This window comes from Mucilaginibacter sp. cycad4 (assembly GCF_034263275.1).
In the GTDB taxonomy this organism is placed as follows: Bacteria; Bacteroidota; Bacteroidia; order Sphingobacteriales; family Sphingobacteriaceae; genus Mucilaginibacter.
Window position 1 is genome coordinate 441,690 of record NZ_CP139559.1, and the last position, 18,288, is coordinate 459,977.

14 protein-coding genes are annotated in these 18,288 nt (G+C 42.2%); 10 read left to right on the forward strand and 4 right to left on the reverse strand.

Annotated features, from left to right (window positions below):
* Window positions 1-103 precede the first annotated feature (103 nt).
* Window positions 104-2,347: a sodium-translocating pyrophosphatase gene (locus SNE26_RS01955; RefSeq protein WP_321557700.1), complete on the reverse strand. Its 2,244-nt coding sequence runs from the start codon at window positions 2,345-2,347 to the stop codon at window positions 104-106.
* Between the two features lie 151 nt (window positions 2,348-2,498).
* On the opposite strand from SNE26_RS01955, the gene SNE26_RS01960 reads away from it, so the two are divergent.
* From SNE26_RS01960 to SNE26_RS01970, 3 genes are all read left to right on the forward strand, one after another.
* Window positions 2,499-3,935, forward strand: coding sequence for an amino acid permease (locus SNE26_RS01960; RefSeq protein WP_321557701.1), 1,437 nt, complete (start codon window positions 2,499-2,501; stop codon window positions 3,933-3,935).
* On the forward strand, window positions 3,913-5,319 hold the full coding sequence (gene dacB, locus SNE26_RS01965; RefSeq protein ID WP_321557702.1) for a D-alanyl-D-alanine carboxypeptidase/D-alanyl-D-alanine-endopeptidase: 1,407 nt from the start codon (window positions 3,913-3,915) through the stop codon (window positions 5,317-5,319). Before SNE26_RS01960 ends, dacB begins: the two co-directional genes overlap by 23 nt.
* A gap of 106 nt (window positions 5,320-5,425) precedes the next feature.
* Complete coding sequence (locus tag SNE26_RS01970) at window positions 5,426-5,821, forward strand: hypothetical protein (RefSeq protein ID WP_321557703.1); 396 nt, start codon at window positions 5,426-5,428, stop codon at window positions 5,819-5,821.
* 81 nt (window positions 5,822-5,902) lie between these two features.
* Here SNE26_RS01970 and SNE26_RS01975 read toward each other — a convergent pair whose 3' ends face one another.
* Window positions 5,903-6,946, reverse strand: coding sequence for a response regulator (locus SNE26_RS01975; protein ID WP_321557704.1), 1,044 nt, complete (start codon window positions 6,944-6,946; stop codon window positions 5,903-5,905).
* Complete coding sequence (locus tag SNE26_RS01980) at window positions 6,943-8,130, reverse strand: PAS domain-containing sensor histidine kinase (RefSeq protein ID WP_321557705.1); 1,188 nt, start codon at window positions 8,128-8,130, stop codon at window positions 6,943-6,945. The genes SNE26_RS01975 and SNE26_RS01980 overlap by 4 nt, the downstream gene beginning before the upstream one ends.
* A 186-nt stretch (window positions 8,131-8,316) precedes the next feature.
* Here SNE26_RS01980 and SNE26_RS01985 point away from each other — a divergent pair, with 186 nt between their 5' ends.
* The 7 genes from SNE26_RS01985 (at window position 8,317) to SNE26_RS02015 (ending at window position 17,552) form a co-directional block, all read left to right on the forward strand.
* On the forward strand, window positions 8,317-9,552 hold the full coding sequence (locus tag SNE26_RS01985; protein ID WP_321557706.1) for a YdcF family protein: 1,236 nt from the start codon (window positions 8,317-8,319) through the stop codon (window positions 9,550-9,552).
* Between the two features lie 10 nt (window positions 9,553-9,562).
* Complete coding sequence (locus SNE26_RS01990) at window positions 9,563-10,441, forward strand: hypothetical protein (protein ID WP_321557707.1); 879 nt, start codon at window positions 9,563-9,565, stop codon at window positions 10,439-10,441.
* Window positions 10,442-10,810: 369 nt separating this feature from the next.
* Window positions 10,811-14,086 carry a TonB-dependent receptor gene (locus SNE26_RS01995; protein ID WP_321557708.1) on the forward strand — a complete coding sequence of 1,092 codons (3,276 nt, stop codon included), beginning with the start codon at window positions 10,811-10,813 and terminating at the stop codon, window positions 14,084-14,086.
* A 24-nt stretch (window positions 14,087-14,110) separates the two neighbouring features.
* Window positions 14,111-15,640, forward strand: a complete 1,530-nt coding sequence (locus SNE26_RS02000; RefSeq protein ID WP_321557709.1) for a RagB/SusD family nutrient uptake outer membrane protein — start codon at window positions 14,111-14,113, stop codon at window positions 15,638-15,640.
* 246 nt (window positions 15,641-15,886) lie between these two features.
* The gene (locus SNE26_RS02005; protein WP_321557710.1) at window positions 15,887-16,828 is read left to right on the forward strand and encodes a helix-turn-helix transcriptional regulator; all 942 of its coding nucleotides are present in this window, start codon (window positions 15,887-15,889) and stop codon (window positions 16,826-16,828) included.
* Window positions 16,829-16,912: 84 nt separating this feature from the next.
* Window positions 16,913-17,149 (forward strand): hypothetical protein, encoded by a 237-nt coding sequence (locus SNE26_RS02010; RefSeq protein WP_321557711.1) that lies wholly within the window; start codon window positions 16,913-16,915, stop codon window positions 17,147-17,149.
* On the forward strand, window positions 17,142-17,552 hold the full coding sequence (locus SNE26_RS02015; protein WP_321557712.1) for a PIN domain-containing protein: 411 nt from the start codon (window positions 17,142-17,144) through the stop codon (window positions 17,550-17,552). The genes SNE26_RS02010 and SNE26_RS02015 overlap by 8 nt, the downstream gene beginning before the upstream one ends.
* 30 nt (window positions 17,553-17,582) lie before the next feature.
* On the opposite strand, the gene SNE26_RS02020 is transcribed toward SNE26_RS02015, so the two are convergent.
* Entirely contained in the window at window positions 17,583-18,278 is a 696-nt protein-coding gene (locus SNE26_RS02020; RefSeq protein ID WP_321557713.1) for a Crp/Fnr family transcriptional regulator, read from the reverse strand.
* Window positions 18,279-18,288: the final 10 nt, after the last annotated feature.

Here is an 18,288-nt window from a genome sequence, read left to right on the forward strand (position 1 = left end):
TTCTTATAATAAATTCCAATAATCCGGCAAATCGTATAAATCCAGGTTCAGACAAAAAAAAGCCGCCCTCAACAGGCGGCTCTTTCATTAAATATAAAAACTATTAGACACTTTTCTCTGATTTAACAACCACGTGGATGCTCATGGGTTGTTTATTCATCTCTTTTTGAATGCTGGCGCTGGTTGGAGCCGGATGGCTATTCAGGTGTGGGGCAATAACCAATGAAACTATCGACATTAATTTAATGAGGATATTCATAGATGGGCCTGAAGTATCTTTAAACGGATCACCTACGGTATCACCTGTTACTGATGCTTTGTGTGGTTCCGATTTTTTGTAGAAGATCTCGCCATTGATATCGCAGCCTTTCTCGAATGATTTTTTTGCATTGTCCCATGCACCACCTGCATTGCTCTGGAAAATTCCCATCAACACGCCCGATACGGTAACACCTGCCAGCAAGCCGCCTAACACTTCGGGGCCAAAGGCAAAACCGATGATGATAGGGGTGATCAATGCGATTAAACCAGGGGCAACCATTTCGCGGATAGATGCTTTGGTAGATATGGCTACGCATTTTTCGTATTCGGGTTTACCTTCATAGGTCATGATGCCTGGAATTTCGCGGAATTGGCGCCTAACTTCTTCTACCATGGCCATGGCTGCCCTGCCCACCGCAGCGATAGCTAAGGCAGAAAAAATGAACGGAATCATTCCGCCAACAAACAGGCCGGCCAGTACGTTAGCTTTATAAATATCAATATGTTCAATACCTGCAACACCCACAAAAGCCGCAAATAAGGCTAATGACGTTAACGCTGCCGAAGCAATAGCAAAACCTTTACCTGTAGCAGCTGTAGTGTTACCAACAGCATCCAGGTTATCGGTACGATGGCGTACTTCTTCGGGCAGGCGGCTCATTTCGGCAATACCACCGGCATTATCTGCAATTGGCCCGAAAGCGTCGATAGCCAGTTGCATAGCTGTAGTTGCCATCATACCGGCAGCAGCGATAGCAACACCGTATAAACCGGCAAAATAATATGAACCATAAATACCCGATGCCAAAACAAGGATAGGCAGCACAGTTGATTCCATACCTACCGATAGGCCGCCGATAATATTGGTAGCGTGACCGGTTGACGATTGCCTGATAATACTCAATACCGGGCGTTTACCCATGGCTGTGTAATATTCAGTAATAATCGACATTAAAGTGCCTACTACCAGACCAACCAATATCGATCCGAAAACACCATTTTTGGTGAAAGGTATTATTCCTGTTTTTACAACACCATTAACTTCGTCACGTACCATATGAAATTCGCCCGATGGCAACATCCATTGTACAACAAAATAGGTAGCTATAGCCGTTAATACAATTGAGGCCCAGTTGCCAATATTCAGAGCATTTTGTACGCTATCGGTTTCATTTTTAATTTTCACAAGAGATGCGCCAACAATGGAAAATATTAATCCTAAACCGGCAATCACCATTGGTAACAATACCGGGGCAATGCCACCGAAATTATCATGTGATACAATTTCCCGGCCCAGTACCATGGTAGCCAGCATGGTGGCTACATATGAGCCAAAAAGGTCTGCGCCCATACCGGCAACGTCACCTACGTTATCACCTACGTTATCAGCAATGGTGGCGGGGTTACGAACATCATCTTCAGGAATGCCGGCTTCAACTTTACCTACCAGGTCGGCGCCTACGTCGGCTGCTTTGGTGTAGATCCCGCCGCCAACACGGGCAAATAATGCTATAGATTCTGCACCTAATGAAAAACCTGCTAAAACATCAAGGGCTTTTGCCATGGCCTCGCCGTTAACGGTACTGCCCGCTACTTTAACAACATAAACCTGGTAAAAAACAATAAAAAGCGATCCTAAACCAATAATAGCCAAACCGGCAACACCCAAGCCCATTACTGTTCCGCCGGTAAATGAAACCTTTAATGCTTGTGCTAAACTGGTACGTGCGGCCTGTGTAGTGCGTACGTTAGCTTTGGTAGCGATGCGCATCCCCAGGTAACCTGCAAAGGCTGATAGAAATGCGCCTATCACAAATGATATGGCAATAACCGGACTTGAGCTGGCAACCGTTGTGCCCGACCAGGCCAGCAAAATACCGGCAACTACCACAAAACCGCCTAATATTTTCCATTCGGCACGTAAAAAGGCCATAGCGCCATCGGCAATATAGCCTGCAAGTGTGGCCATGTCACCGTCACCGGCGTTTTGTTTGGTAACCCAGGCGGCTTTAACGGCCATAACGAGGATCCCGATAAGTCCAAAAACAGGAATTAAATAAATTAAATAATTGTTCAGAAAATCCATATCACAAGTTTGGTTTAATAAGTAGTACTACTTGGTTTTAGCAGTGTTTAATAATTGGTGATTGCAAAATAGTAATTTTATTTATTTACTATAGTGATCGTTAATATTAAAGTTTTTTGAATAGTTTAGAGATTTAAACCCTAAAACATATATGGCGAAAAACTCATCGCAGCCCAAAATGAAACATGAGCTTAGCTTGCTGGACGGTACCATGCTGGTATCGGGCTCCATGATAGGCTCAGGTATTTTTATTGTTAGTGCAGATATTACCCGTAATGTTGGCTCTGCCGGCTGGCTGATAGCCATCTGGGTTATCACCGGTTTTATGACCCTCACTGCCGCCTTAAGCTATGGCGAATTAAGCGGCATGTTTCCCAAAGCCGGCGGGCAGTATGTGTATTTAAAGGAAGCTTATAATAAGCTCATCGCGTTTTTATACGGATGGAGTTTTTTTGCGGTGATCCAAACAGGCACCATTGCCGCCGTAGGGGTGGCTTTCAGCAAGTTTGCTGCTTATATATTTCGCCCTCTTAGCGAGGAGAACATTCTTTTTCAACTCGGTTTCTTAAAGATCAGCGCGGCACAGCTGATGTCAATTTTCATTATCGTACTACTTACCTACATCAATACCAAAGGGGTAAAAAGTGGTAAACTTATCCAAACCACATTCACGCTTACCAAGCTTTTAAGTTTGTTTGGTTTGATCATATTTGGTTTTGTTGCGCTAAAGCCCGAAATATGGCATGCCAACTGGAGTAACGCCTGGGATATTCATAACCTTAAAGCGGATAATACAACTGTTAGTCTTACCCTTGCTGCCGCCATGGGGGCTATTGCAGCTTCGATGGTAGGTTCGATATTCAGCAGTGATGCCTGGAACAGCGTGACTTTTATAGCCGGTGAAATGAAGAACCCTAAAAGGGATGTTGCCTTAAGTCTTGGTTTAGGGACTTTGATCGTTACCATCATTTATGTATCGGCCAACGTTGCTTACACTGGCGTACTGTCGATGCATGATATAGCCACTGCCGATAAAGATCGTGTTGCCGTAGCTGCATCGCATATCATATTTGGTAATCTCGGCACTTATATCATTGCTGTTATGATCATGATATCAACTTTTGGCTGCAATAACGGCTTGATACTTTCTGGAGCGAGGGTTTATTATACCATGGCAAAAGATGGGTTATTCTTTAAACAAACAGGTGAGTTAAATAAATTTGGCGTGCCAGAGTTTGGGTTATGGATCCAGGCAGCAGTAGCATCGGTACTTTGTTTAAGCGGCCGCTACGGCGATCTGTTAGATATGATCTCATTTGTGGTAGTGATTTTTTATGTGCTCACTATTTTTGGTATTTATATTCTACGGACTAAACAGCCAAATGCCGAGCGCCCTTATAAAGCACTGGGATACCCGGTTTTGCCTGCTATATACATAATAATGGGATTGATATTTTGCGTATTGTTGATCATTTACAAGCCCCAGTTTACCTGGCCGGGCTTAATTATTGTATTGATTGGCGTACCAATATATTATATTTCGCAGCGGAACGTTAAGAAACAGGATGAGGCACTTACTGGTAATTAGTTTTTTATTTATAGGTGGATATGTTACGGCGCAAACGCTTCAGCAAAGGATATCAAATGCTTTTAACCGTTTACAGGCCGATAGCCAGTGCAGCTATGCTTCAGTATCGTTAACTGTACTTGATGCCAAAACCGGGGAGCAGATATTTGGCGGTAACCCTAACATGGGTTTGGCTACCGCTTCAACGCTTAAAACCATTACCAGTATTACTGCATTTAATGTTTTAGGCCCCGATTTTCAATATCAAACACAATTAGGTTATTCCGGAGAGATTAGTGCCGACGGCATCCTGACCGGCGATATCATCATTAAAGGCGCCGGCGACCCAACCCTGGGCAGTTGGCGATATGAACAAACCAAAGAGGGCCATGTATTAGCCCTTATGGCCGATGCCCTGCAAAAAGCCGGTATCAAAAAAATTAACGGCCGTATTATTGGTGATGACAGCATCTTCGGTACGCAATCTATCCCCGAAGGCTGGATCTGGCAGGATATCGGCAACTATTACGGAGCAGGAACATCCGGGCTTTGCTGGCGCGAAAATCAGTTTGATATCAAGCTTCGTACCGGTGCGGTTGGTAACCCGGTTGGCGTATCCCGCACTGTTCCGCTGATGCCATACCTTGCATTTAAAAGCGAGTTGACAAATGGTTCTGCCGGATCAGGCGATAATGCCTATGCCTTTTTACCAGTTGGCAGTAAGGTAATATATCTGCGCGGCACCTACGCCATTGACCAGGACAAGAAAAGCATTTCGGCTGCCATCCCTGATGCCGCTTATGATGCTGCGTTACGGCTTAATGATACGCTGAGGAGCTTAGGTATCATTATCGGTAATGAGCCGGAATCAGCCGCTACTTTGAATGCTAAAAACCTGCCTTTACCTGCTATCTCAAAAAATCTGGCAACTATATCATCACCAACTTTAAGCAAAATAGTTTACTGGCTTAACCAGAAAAGTATCAACCTTTACGCTGAACAGTTACTTAAAACTATAGCCTGGAAACAGGGCCGCAAGCCTACAACCGCAAATGGGGTGGATGAGGTACAAAAGTTTTGGGCAGCCAAAGGGATAGATACGAGGAGTATGAATATTTACGATGGCAGCGGCCTTTCGCCCGGCGATAGGGTAACTACGTTAACGCTGGCCCGCATCCTGCAATCGGCAAAAAAAGAAAGCTGGTTTCCCGATTTTTATACAAGTTTGCCGGTTTATAATGATATGAAGATGAAAAGCGGTAGTATCAACAACGTGTTGTGCTATGCCGGTTATCAAACCAAAAACGGGCGTGAGCTTTGTTTTTCTATTATGATTAATAATTTCAGCGGACCGGGCCGGGGTATAAAGGAGAAAATGTTCAGGGTTTTGGATGAGTTGAAGTAATTGCCCCCCCCGGCCCTAAAGTGGGAGTTTTTATAGATTTTTATATCGGCTTTTATTCTATTGGTAAACACCTTAACTTTATTGGAACCGTAATATCGAACCGATAATGAAAAGTTATAAACTTATTTTCCTTGCAGCACTGTCATTTGCGGCCTGCAAAAGCAAAACCAGCCCGGCCGATGATGTCCAAACCATCAAATTTAAATTCACCGAACTTGGCCGCGAAACCCAGTTCAGGATCAGCTGCGATAAGTTTGATTATTACTTCCCCGAAGGGAAAGAAAAATATTTTGATAAAAAGCCGGGCATTGATAGTGTAATGCAGTTGCTAACCGGTATGAAGATGGTAAGTGAAGGCATCGAACCTGATGTGCGTGGGAAGATCTATATTACCCATACTACTAAAGCCGTTGATACCGTGTGCGTTGGCGTTAAAGCACTCAGTTACAAAGGCACAATTTATGAAACGCCACAGGAGTTGTTGGTGTTGATACAGAAATAGTTGCACCAGGGGTGCAAATGGTTCGTTGTAATCAAGCCATTGCTGAGAGAATGAGCAACGATCATCTAAAAATGACGGCGGTCAGTTCTTCATTTTGGCCAGCCGCTCGGGCGAGAGCACGGTGATCTGGCTTCCTTTTTTATCAATGAGGTTTTCATCTTTAAAATCGGTAAGGGTACGGCTTACGGTTTCGGTTGCTATGCCGGCCATGGCCGCAAGATCTTCGCGCGAAATTTTGAAGTCTCCACCCTGCTGTTTATGCAGGCGCATCAGAGTATCGGCCATCCTTTTCCGTACTGAGTTGTAGGCAAGCTGCAATAATTGTTCTTCCCGGTCGCGGATATGATTGGAGAGTAGTTTGATAAATTCGCGGGCAATATCAGGATATAAATTGAGGAGGTTATCCAGTTGGTCTTTCGGGATCAGGCACAGCTGGCTGTCCTCCATTGCAGTTGCAGTGTCTGTATAGGCCTCGTTCGAGAGCATGGCATTCACCCCCAGGTACTCTTCAGCTGCGTGTATGGCAGTCATCAGTTCACGGCCATCGTTTGCCAGCTTAACGGTTTTAACCCGGCCTTTTAGTATCAGGTACAAGCCATTCCCTTTATCACCATCGTAGTAAATTACCTGGTCTTTTTTAAACAGGCGTGCCTTTCGGTCGCTGATAATGCGCTTTAACTCGGCAAGGCCGTTGTTTTTTGATACGATGGAGCTTAAGCTCTCCAGCGACTGGCTATAAAAGCTTTGTTGTGCGGTTTTTTTTCGCAGCCTGCTTTCAATGGCATTCATCAGTTCAATATCGTCGAAAGGCTTGGTGAGGTAATCATCGGCCCCCATTTCCATGCCTTTGCGCTGGTCAATCCGTTCGGCCCTGGCGGTTAAAAATATAAAAGGAATAGCGGCTGTTTCGGGGTTTTTATTCAGCATAAATAAAACCCCATAGCCGTCAAGCTCGGGCATCATGATATCGCAAAGTATTACATCGGGCAGGTTTTTAATGGCCAGTTCAACGCCTTTTTTACCATTATCTGCCTCAAATACAGTATAACCGGCCAGCTCCAGTATTTCAACTACATTTTCGCGGATATCGTTATTATCTTCAATGATCAGGATCTTTTGGCTCATAAGGCTGGAAATAAAATGGTGAATAAAGTGCCTTCGTTTACGTTGCTCTGAAAATCAACCCGGCCGTTCATAAGGGCGGCATACCGGGCCACAATGTTAAGGCCCAAACCGGTGCCGGGGATATTACCTGTATTATGAGCCCTGAAAAATGCCTCGAATAAATGCTTTTGATCGCTTTCGGGAATGCCTATGCCGTTATCTTTTACAGTAATAGAACAGCCGGATGCATTTATTTCAGTACTAAATTCAATAAAGCTGTCCTCGCCCGAATATTTGATGGCGTTAGTGATGAGATTGATAATGCAGTTTTTAAGCAGGTTAATATCAAGATAAGCCATACTATCCGTACCTGTATGCTGATAAAGGATATTTTGATTTTGCTTGGCCATAATCTGCATTTCTTCGGTTATTTCCTCCGCCAGTTTAACCAGGTCAAACCTGGTATATGATGGTTCAACACGCCCCGCTTCCAGTTTTTCGAGCGAGAGAAAATCGTTCAGAATGGTGGTAAGGTTGCCAACGGCATTTTTGATTTTACCAACATGCTTGCTGATCTGCGGGCTGTGCAAAGGCTCGGCATATTTATCAATAAGTGAGGCTGATAACTGAACCGCGCTTAAAGGCGTACGAAACTCATGTGATGCCATGGATACAAAGCGGCTTTTCAATTGCCCCAGTTCTTTCTCTTTTTCGAGGGACTGACTCACTTCTTCTTTTGCTTTTTGCAGTTCAAGAACAGATTGTTTTAAGGAGAGGGTGCGCTCCTCTACCACTTCCTCCAGGTGTGATGCATATTCCTTTAGCTTGTCTTCTGCTTCCTTCTCACGGCTAAGGTCGTGTATAAAACCGGCATATATTTTACGGCCCGAAAAATTTACGTCGCTAACCCCAAGTCTGAACGGGAATTGAGTGCCGTCCCTGCGCAAGCCTGTTACTTCGCGGCCTATACCAATGATATGTGGCTTACCGGTAGTTTGATATCGATTGATATAATGATCATGCTCCTGCTTATAAGGCTGGGGCATTAATATCGACACGTTTTTGCCGATAACTTCGTTAGGCTCGTATTGAAAAAGTTTGCAGGCCGATGGGTTAATGGATTCTATGATCCCCCGTTCATCAATAGTAATAATGCCGTCGATAGCATTTTCAATAATGGCTTTTAATAAGGCAGCATTTTCCATAGATGAAGTTTGGGATATTTATCAGCTTTTACAAATATCAAAATTGACATGGATTATTTTGTCCTAAAGATGGTATATCTTAATTTAAATCAAAATTAGGCCTGTTTTGTAAGAGGAAAGTTACCGGTAGTTAACTTTGAGTTTATCTGCTTAGGCGTTATTTGCGCCTTGTTAAAAAACAGCTCAATGAAAAAACTCCTGCTACTAACAATGCTTGGATGGGGTGGTTTAAGCGCCTTTGCACAAGCCCCCGTCAAAAATACCCCGACAGATTATGTAAAGACTAAAAACTACGGACTGCTGACTTTATTTGAACAGGATGCCGAAGTAAGCGCTTTACTTAAAAATGATCCCGGACTGGCACAGCTTACACAAAAAAAACTAAGTGCCCTAAGTAGTTCCTTCACCGATTGTAAAGATGCATCATGTTTAACAGCTGCCGTAAAACTGACTGATGAAGATATCAAATCGGTAAGTGAGCGACTTATGGCTTTGTATAAGGCAGGTAACTCGCTTGATAAGCTGGTTAAATCAAAGCTGATCCCATCGGGGCAATACAGTTTGTATAAAAAACTATCGCCGGAGCAATTGCTTGTGAAGGCATGGGAGCAGGATGCTTGGAGTATCAACTATACTATTGGTGTTTATGCTGAAGGCAAAAAGCCTAACTATCCGCAAATAGATTCTATTAGCTATAATGTTAAAGCGAGGGCATATTATACGCTGATGTATGATGCCAGTGCTACGTTAATTGGTGATATTAAAGGAACAAAGCTGTTTTTTGAACCGGCTATGCAGGCAGCACTGCTTTATCTGCAGATCAACGAAAGGCAGGACCCTGCTAATTATGAGCCGATGGAGCTAAACGCAAACAAAGCTGCCGTAACCCGTATCAAAACCATTAAATGGGGCGGTTATCCTTATTCAAATATCCTCGTGCCCGGCGCTGGCCCTGATAATTTAACATCGCCGCTGAGCGGGGAGGGGATGCTGCGCTGCAGGCTGGCGGTACAGGAATATAAGGCGGGCAAAGCGCCGTTTATTATTGTATCAGGCGGTAAAGTGCATCCTTATAAAACAAAGTATAATGAAGCGGAAGAAATGAAGGTTTATTTAATGAAAACCCTTCACATTCCTGAAAATGTGATCATCATTGAACCGCATGCACGCCATACCACTACCAATATGCGTAACAGCGCAAGGCTTCTTTATAAATATGGCATCCCCGCCGATAAGCCCGGCATTGTGGTAACTGATAAATCACAAACCGATTTTATCATGAATATGGATACCCGCTGCCAAAAGGAACTGAACTATGTGCCTTACAAACTGGCTAAGCGCAATTCTGAAACCGAAGTTGAATATTACCCGGTTGAAGAAGCGAAACAAATTGATCCTGATGAACCACTTGACCCTCGTTAATAATTAACTCATGCAAAAACTTACTTTAACTATAGTAGCTGCTGTTTTAGGGATTGGCAGTATTACCACCGGGACAATTGATCATAAACTTGACCGCGCCATAACCATCGATTCTTTAGGCGCTTGCCAGGGGATTTCTTATCAAAACGGTCGTGTATTTTTATATGGTGACAGGGAGGTAGGGATGATCCGCGAATTTAAGCTGGATCATGACAGCCTGGTTTATCAGCATAAAGAATATAAGCTAACCCAAAACGGGCAGGATGTTATTAATCACCCAACCGGCATAGCTTATAATAATGATAAAGGGCCAACTTTTATAGGTAATTCCATTCGTTTGAATGCTGCAGGAAGCCAATGGAGAGCCGTGATTTATAATGTAAACTGGAAAGGCCTGCTTAAAACCGGAACGCTTGACGGTAACTTAATTAATACCATTGAGGATGATGCCTGCATCCAGGGCACGCGTCCGGAATATGTAAAATATAATAATAAGTGGTATGTAGCCACTGCCGATTATGGCGATCATGGCAACGAAGTACGCTTGTATGACCCCGAAAAGCTGGCCAAAGCTAAAAGCACTAAAGAGCCCGGCGTACTTTATAAAAAGTTTACATGTACGCCCTGGGTACAAAACCTGTATTGGAAGGCTGATAAAGGTGTTTTAGTGCTGATTCAGAATAAGCTTGAGGGCAGGCAATGGCGGTTTACCTATGTTGATCTTAAAAAATCAATAGAAGCCGGTAAGCAGGTGGTACTAAGCCAGGTTGATGGTATTGACAGGGGTGATGAACTGGAAGGGTTTTCATTGCTTGGCAGTGATGAAAAGGGGATAGCCGTAACCTCATCACGCAAAAATAACGTGAATTTTACCAGTACTTCCTGGTAGCAGGCTAAAGTAAAAATGCCTGCAAACAGGCAGGTGTTTTTTTATTTTTTGTTAATGTAAATTTAACACTAAGGTATCCTTTGGTTAAGATAGCAGGTTTAGCTTTGCTGTCATTATTACAATATTGATAACTTTATATTAATATTATTTAATGATAACGCAATAATAATTATTAAATTATTAATCTTTTGCTCACATCTTTAAAAATAATCGCCTATGTAACATTAACTTCAACTTAACATCGAGCTCGGCGATAAAACTAAGAACCGGTGAATGCGCTAACACTCACCTGGTCCGGGATAATTGTCAAATAACTCAAAAGCGGTCCAAGGCTTTAAGTCATTTCTTTCAACAATCAATTTTAAAAATATGAATAAAAAGATTAATCCAAATCTTTTGAGCAGGTTTTTTTTAATTCCTGTATTGTTTTTACTGGTTTTGCTAAAACCTTTTATCTCAAACGCTTCGGCAAAAAATATAGTATATGACGCCGCAAAGCAAATTACCGGTACTGTTACCGACGAAACTAACCTTCCTTTGCCCGGCGTATCGGTTCGGATTAAAGGTACTGATAAGGGTACTGCAACTAACACAAACGGTAAATATACTATCTCGGCCGAAGAAGGCGCCGTGCTTATTTTCAACTTTATTGGTTATGATCAGCAGGAAATAACAGTTGGCGGTTCATCAACCATTAACGTTAAAATGAAACCAAAAGCAAACATGCTTAACGAGGTTGTAGCCATCGGTTATCAGTCTATCCGTAAAAGCGATGTTACCGGTTCTATCGCCAGCGTAAAAGCCAGTGATCTGAACCTTTCTGCTCCTTCGCTTGGCCAGGCACTTGCCGGTAAAGTATCAGGTGTACAAGTATCGCAAACCAGCGGTGCACCATATACAAGCACTAAAATAAGGGTAAGGGGCGTTGGCTCATTCAACGCCAGCTCTGATCCCTTATATGTAATTGACGGTTACCCTGCCGGTAATGATATATTCATTAACCCTGATGATGTCGAAAGCATCGACATTTTGAAAGATGCTGCATCTGCCGCCATCTATGGTTCACGTGCATCGGGCGGTGTAGTATTGATTACTACCAAAAAAGGTAAAGAAGGTAAAGGCCGTTTTGAATATGATGTACAGACCGGCGTTGACCAGCTGGCACACAAAGTAAAATTACTTGATGCCGATCAGGCCGCTTTACTGGTAATAGATGGTCGTAATAATGCTTATCATGACCTTTGGGTTAATTCAGGCCATAGCTGGAACGATGCCATGTACTCTGATAACAACGCAACACGTGTTACTAATGTAGGTAATTCGGGTAGTGTGAGCATTCCCAATGGCTTATATGATTTTGCTTCACAAACCCCTATTAAACAAACAGTACATACCGATTGGCAGGATGAATTATACCGCAACACGTTTTTCCAGAAACACACTTTGTCGTTCTCAGGAGCTTCTAATGGTATTCGTTATTATGTAAGCGGTGCGTATCAAAACCAACCGGGTATTATTCAATCAACCGGTCAGCAGCGTGTTAACTTTCGTACAAATATTGATGGCGATGTCAGCAAACGTATCCATATCGGTGCAAACATAGCCTATACTCAAAATACCAACCAGGAAACACAGGAAGGCCGCTTTGACCATAGCCCAATCCTTGGCGCCTTGATTTATATGCCTTACCTGCCTGCTTATAATGCTGATGGTTCTTTACAAACAAACGTTGAAGCCGCCGGTTCATCTCAGTACGGCTATCAGAGTATCGAAAATCCTGTAGCACTTGCCGAGCGTATTAAAATTAATAGAAAAGGTTACCGTAGTACTTATAATGCCAACGTAACATATAATATATTGCCGGGTTTCAATTTTAAAACCAATCTTGGTACACAAACCTATACCGAAAAATACGATTACTACTATCCAACCACAATAAGCAGCGGTGCGTTCCCTCCGGGATCTCAGCAGTCAATACTTGCAGCCAATGCACAGGCTTCAAACCTTATTAACGTTGACAGATTGGCGGAGTTTACCTTAAACTATACCAAACAATTTGGCAAACATCACTTTGATGCGTTAGCCGGTTATACAGCACAAAAAACAACCAGCGATTACATCAGCGTAAAGGCAAATGGTTTTCAGAGTGATTATGTGCCCGAAATTTCAGGCAAAGGTGCCGATGCGGCCTTCTTTAGCTTAAACTCAGCTGCTAAAAGTACTTATACTTTACTGTCGTACCTTGGTCGTGCAAACTACAACTATGCCGGTAAGTATTTTTTAACTGCATCATTCCGTGCCGATGGTTCATCTCGCTTTGGTTTAACAAACAGGTATGGTTACTTCCCTTCAGTAGCAGCAGGCTGGAATCTTTCTGACGAATCTTTCTACCACAATTTTCTTGGTGATCAGTCAACGGTTAAGATCCGCGCAAGCTGGGGTAAAAGCGGTAACTTCAATATCCCTAATTACGCTATCTCGCAAACACTGGCCAGCCCGGTTGGTGCTGTGTTAAATGGCAGTATAGCTACCGGAACATATCCAGGCGGTTTAAAAGATCCGAAATTAAGCTGGGAAACCACATCGCAATATAACCTTGGTGCCGATATCGGTTTATTTAACGGCCGTTTACAGGTTATTGCCAACTATTATTTAAGTTACTCGTACAATCTGTTGTATAATCAGCCTATTTCGGCAATATCTGGCAGTACTACTATCTTAACTAACCTGCGCGACTCAAAAATTCGTAACACGGGTTTTGATTTGCAGTTAGATGGTAAAATCATTAATACCAAAGATTTCACTTTAGGTGCAAGCGGTAACATTTCATTAAACCGCAACAAAGTAGTTAAACTGCCTGCCCAAAATACCCTCATCATCAACGGTGCCGAGCGTTCATACCTTACCAGCATAACTACTCAGGGCCAGCCTATTGGTATGTTCTACGGTTTCCAGGTTGGTGGCGTGATCAATGCATCTAATTTTGGTAAAACCGCTCCATCAGCTTCTCAAACCAATCCTGCCAAAATAGGCGATCTTTGGTTTGTTGATACCAATAAAGATGGCGTTGTAAACGATGCTGATAAAACTATCATCGGTTCGCCATATGCTAAATTTACTTACGGCTTCGCCCTTAACAGTACTTACAAACGTTTTGACTTCGGTGCTTCATTCAATGGCTCATACGGTAACAAGATCCTTGATGGCCAGGATTACTACCTGTACAACATGGAAGGATCTGGTAATCAATACGCCGACGTGGCTCAGCGTTACCGCAATGATGCCAATCCTGGTAATGGTTTGGTTTATCGTGCCTCACGTGCCGGCACACAAAGTAACAGTACCCGTTTATCAACTTTTTACCTGCAAAGCGGCTCATATCTGCGTTGTACCAACCTTACTTTAGGTTATACTTTGCCTAACTTCTTACAACAAACTTTAGGCCTGAGCAAAGCACGCGTTTTTGCCAGTGTTGTAAACGCATTTACCATCACCAAGTACAAAGGCTATAACCCTGATGTTGACTATAATTATTCAGGTGCTGCTTCAAACAACACTCAGCCTGCCAATCTTGCTCCGGGCATCGATTATGGTACCTACCCGCTGGTTAGGTCATACAACTTAGGTGTTAATGTTACTTTTTAATGAATTTTTTAAAGAGATATAGAGATGAATAAAAAATTTGTAGCCATAGCCTGCCTTGCAGCTGTTGTGGCGATAAGCCCGTCTTGTAAAAAAGACTTTTTAAATCAGAGTGACCCCAATGCTATAACTGTTGATGCAAGCTATAAAACTCCTAATGATGTGTTGTTAGCTGTAAACGGTATCTATCAATCGTTACGCAGTAGCAATAATGTAGGTGAAAGCAGCGATCTGTGGACAGATCAACGTTCTGACGATACAGGAACTCAGGATAACCAATCAAACTCAGGGGAACCTTTTCAGTTTGGTAACTTTTCAATACTTCCAAGTAATACTTACCTGAAATCTCACTGGGTATCATTATATGGTACTGTTACCAGGGCAAACGTGGTATTATCACATATTGATGCTGTGCCGTTCCCGGATAACAGTGTAAAACAGCAGTACATTGCCGAAGCTAAGTTTTTACGTGCGTTTACTTATTTTGAGTTAGTGCGTCTTTGGGGAGATGTACCATTGGTTACCAAGCAATTGGGGTATTCTGATTTGCCTGCAGCTACTTTTCGCGAAAAGCAAGCCGTTGTTTATCAGCAAATAGTAGCCGATTTGATGGATGTTATCAATAACAGCCCGCTTCCAAACCTTCAGGCTTCAACCGGCAGAGCTTCTAAAGCTGCTGCTAACTTTTTGCTGGGCCAGGTATATCTTACTATGGCAACCACTCAGGATCAGGCCAATCGTACTACTAATCTCACTAACGCCAAAACATACTTAACCAATGTTTATAACATGCGTACTTTTGGTGAGCTTAAGAGTGTTCCTTATACCGATGTTTTTGATGTTGCTAAAAAAACAACCTGTCCTGAACTCATTTTCCAAATAGTAAATATTCAGGGTGATATTAATTACAGTTCATCAATAGCAGCTAACTTTCAGGCAAAAGGCGATACGCTTAATAGTAAGAAAAAATCGACAGGCGCGGGCTATAACGTTACTCATGATTTGATTAATGAGTATGAAACAGGCGATCCGCGTATGACCTTCTCCGTGAAATTTGCAAATGATCCTACTGTAAAAGACTGGTTTGTAACCAAATTTAGGGATATAAGTAATGCCGCCGGTATAAATGGCTACGGTGGTAACGACTGGATCCTGATGCGTTATGCTGATGTGATACTTTCATTGGCCGAAGTTGATAATTATCTTGGCGATCAGGCTACTGCTATAAGCTTGCTTGACCAGGTGCGTACACGTGCAGGTATGCCAACTTATGCGGTATCAATGACAAACAGTGACTATGCTACCAAATACCCGACATTAAAACTGGCTATTTTACACGAGCGCCGCGTTGAGCTTGCCTTTGAGCACCACCGCTGGTATGATCTGTTGCGCACTTTTAACGATGCCGAATTAGTTGCTTACTTCAAGGCCAAAAAGCAAACTGATTTCGGTTTGGCTTCGCTGGCGAACTTTACTACTAAAGATCGTTATTATCCTATTCCATTTGATGAGTACAAGCTTGACCCTGTTAAGATGTACCAAAACCCAGGTTATTAATACCTGTGTTGCATAGAAAGAAGCCGCCTCATAAGTGAAGTATGAGGCGGCTTCTTTTTTGTCATCTGTTAATGAAATTTATCAAATTCAAATAACCTTTTTGTTAGGTATTAATTCATTTCGCCTTTCGGAACTATAAAGTATTGATATGCTGCAAGCTTTTGTTTGAGTTTTGTAAGAACTCATTTACCTGAAGCAAATAATGGTATAGTTATCATTAAGTTTGTGTTGTTCCATCAAAGCAAAATGAAAACTGTAACAGTAGAAGATTTCTATAAAGACGCCGCCGAGCGTACCAATAGCACAGTAAGGGACCTGCTTCCGGCTGATATCAACAAACAGATAGGGCATTTTAATGTATTCAACCTTAGCGACATCATTGCTAAAATAAAGAAGGATCCTACCCACGTGCCTTACAATCGCAGGTTATATTATAAGATAAACCTGGTGAGGGGCCGGAATATTGCTGAGTATGCAGATAAGGTTATCAATATTGAAAAGAATGCATTGGTGTTTGGTTCGCCTAAAATCCCTTATAGCTGGAAGCCGCAGGACATGGATCAATCCGGGTATTTCTGCATTTTTACCGATGAGTTTATGGTACAATCGAAAAGCGGTGTGGTGTTAGATGTGTTACCGGTTTTTAGTCCCGGAGGTTGCCCGGTGTTTATGCTTACAGATGAACAGGCCGATGAGATCACCCTCATTTTTAAAAAGATGCAACAGGAAATAGCATCTGATTACCTGTACAAGTATGACCTGATCAGGAACTATTTGCTGGAGCTAATTCACTATGGTCAGAAACTGCAGCCCCTTACCAATTACAGTAATAATCATAATGCATCCGCAAGGGTATCATCCCTGTTTATTGAATTGCTGGAGAGGCAGTTTCCAATAGCGTCGCCCGATCAAAGGGTTATCCTGCGTACAGCTAAAGACTATGCCGACAGGCTTGCTGTTCATAGTAATCACCTTAATAAGGTATTAAAAGAAAGTACAGGCAAAACTACAACCGAGCATATAACGGGCAGGCTCATCCAGGAAGCCCGCATCCTGCTTAAACAAACCGATTGGAACATATCAGAGATAGCATATAGCCTGGGCTTTGAACAGCTATCGCATTTTTCCAGCTTCTTCAAAAAGCAAACATCATTATCGCCGGTTGAGGTAAGGAATTTGGCGGGGTGAGGGTTGAGTTGCCGATAATTATTAGAATGTTAAAAATGATTGTCGTTATCGTAATGATTACTTGAATTTTGTAAATTTGGTATTATGATAAGAACAATATTAAAATCCAACAAAAAAAGTCTTACGCTTGAGTTGCCGGATGATCTGGTTGGGAAGATGATTGAAATTATCGCATTTTCGGTTGATGAAACTGAATCAATTGAAAAAGAAACTAAGTCCAAAGACTTAAGGGTTGACCTTTTGAAAGACAGACTAAAGAACTTTTCTTTCAATAGTGGTGGGTATAAGTTTGATAGGGATGATGCTAATAATTATGAGTAATATCGCTATTGATACTAATGTTCTGCTTTATGCCTTAGATGATTTTTATCCAGAAAAGCAGGCGGAAGCCATTCAGATAATTGCCGATAGTCCTTTTTTTTGTTCTCAGAACCTAAGCGAGTTTATTAACGTTTGCCTGCGGAGATGGAAATTTCCAAAGCATAAAGTAGCTGATCTTATAAAAACATATTTGCAGCAATGTGTTTATGTTCCGGTAAATGAACCTATGATGTTGCGTGCGTTGAAGATTATGAATAAATATGATTTTCAGATGTTTGATTCAATAATTTTGGCATCAGCATTGGAGTCAGATTGTTCAATATTATATTCCGAAGATATGAATGATGGTCAAATCATAGACTCACAACTGAAAATTATAAATCCATTTAAAGGGTTAAATTAGATTTTCATTTTAATTTGAAAACATCCGCCTCTACAAATCATCATCCTGCGTTAAAAGGAAAAGCTTATCGTGATTGGTGATATTGATCTTTTTGCCGTTGGTGCTGATTAGTTTTTCCTGTATCAATTCATTAACTACCCTGAAAACGGTTTCGTAAGTGGCGCCGGCGTATGAGGCGAGGTCCTGCCGGGTAAGTTCTACATCAATATGGCCTTCCGGGTTTGTGCCAAACTGATTCTTGAGGCTTATGAGTGCCTGGGCAACACGGCCCTTTACCGGCATATGCGCAAGATTACGCATTTTGCGTTCGGCTTCCTGCAGTTCGTCCGCAAAAAATAACATTAGCTGGTAGGTAAACTGAGGGTTTACTTTTAAAGTGGCCTCAAAAAACTCCATATCAATGTAGCATATAATGCCTGCTTCCAAAGCTGTTGCCGAAATAGGGTAGTGGGTAGCATGTTTACCCAGTACACGGTGGCCAAAAATAGCGCCCTTATTGGCAAAACGAATAATAAGCTCTTTATCCGGCCCCCATTTTTTATGAACTTTCACATTGCCTTCATAAACAAAGTAAATTCCTTTCACCGGGTCGCCTTCACTGAAAATAACCTGTCCTTTTTTTACATTAAAGTTTTTTTTGTTGGCTGCAATTGCCGGCAGCCACTCTTTTATACAGCCTTTACATAAAAGACAGGTTTGATTATCACACTGGATATTTCTTTTCATTCAAATATTT

Coding starts and splice junctions, on each gene's coding strand:
- dacB (WP_321557702.1), top strand. CDS start 3,913: ATGAGGCACTTACTGGTAATTAGTTTTTTATTTATAGGTGGATATGTT.
- SNE26_RS02010 (WP_321557711.1), top strand. CDS start 16,913: ATGATAAGAACAATATTAAAATCCAACAAAAAAAGTCTTACGCTTGAG.
- SNE26_RS01990 (WP_321557707.1), top strand. CDS start 9,563: ATGCAAAAACTTACTTTAACTATAGTAGCTGCTGTTTTAGGGATTGGC.
- SNE26_RS01960 (WP_321557701.1), top strand. CDS start 2,499: ATGGCGAAAAACTCATCGCAGCCCAAAATGAAACATGAGCTTAGCTTG.
- SNE26_RS02015 (WP_321557712.1), top strand. CDS start 17,142: ATGAGTAATATCGCTATTGATACTAATGTTCTGCTTTATGCCTTAGAT.
- SNE26_RS02005 (WP_321557710.1), top strand. CDS start 15,887: ATGAAAACTGTAACAGTAGAAGATTTCTATAAAGACGCCGCCGAGCGT.
- SNE26_RS01955 (WP_321557700.1), bottom strand. CDS start 2,347: ATGGATTTTCTGAACAATTATTTAATTTATTTAATTCCTGTTTTTGGA.
- SNE26_RS02020 (WP_321557713.1), bottom strand. CDS start 18,278: ATGAAAAGAAATATCCAGTGTGATAATCAAACCTGTCTTTTATGTAAA.
- SNE26_RS01985 (WP_321557706.1), top strand. CDS start 8,317: ATGAAAAAACTCCTGCTACTAACAATGCTTGGATGGGGTGGTTTAAGC.
- SNE26_RS01975 (WP_321557704.1), bottom strand. CDS start 6,946: ATGAGCCAAAAGATCCTGATCATTGAAGATAATAACGATATCCGCGAA.
- SNE26_RS02000 (WP_321557709.1), top strand. CDS start 14,111: ATGAATAAAAAATTTGTAGCCATAGCCTGCCTTGCAGCTGTTGTGGCG.
- SNE26_RS01995 (WP_321557708.1), top strand. CDS start 10,811: ATGAATAAAAAGATTAATCCAAATCTTTTGAGCAGGTTTTTTTTAATT.
- SNE26_RS01980 (WP_321557705.1), bottom strand. CDS start 8,130: ATGGAAAATGCTGCCTTATTAAAAGCCATTATTGAAAATGCTATCGAC.
- SNE26_RS01970 (WP_321557703.1), top strand. CDS start 5,426: ATGAAAAGTTATAAACTTATTTTCCTTGCAGCACTGTCATTTGCGGCC.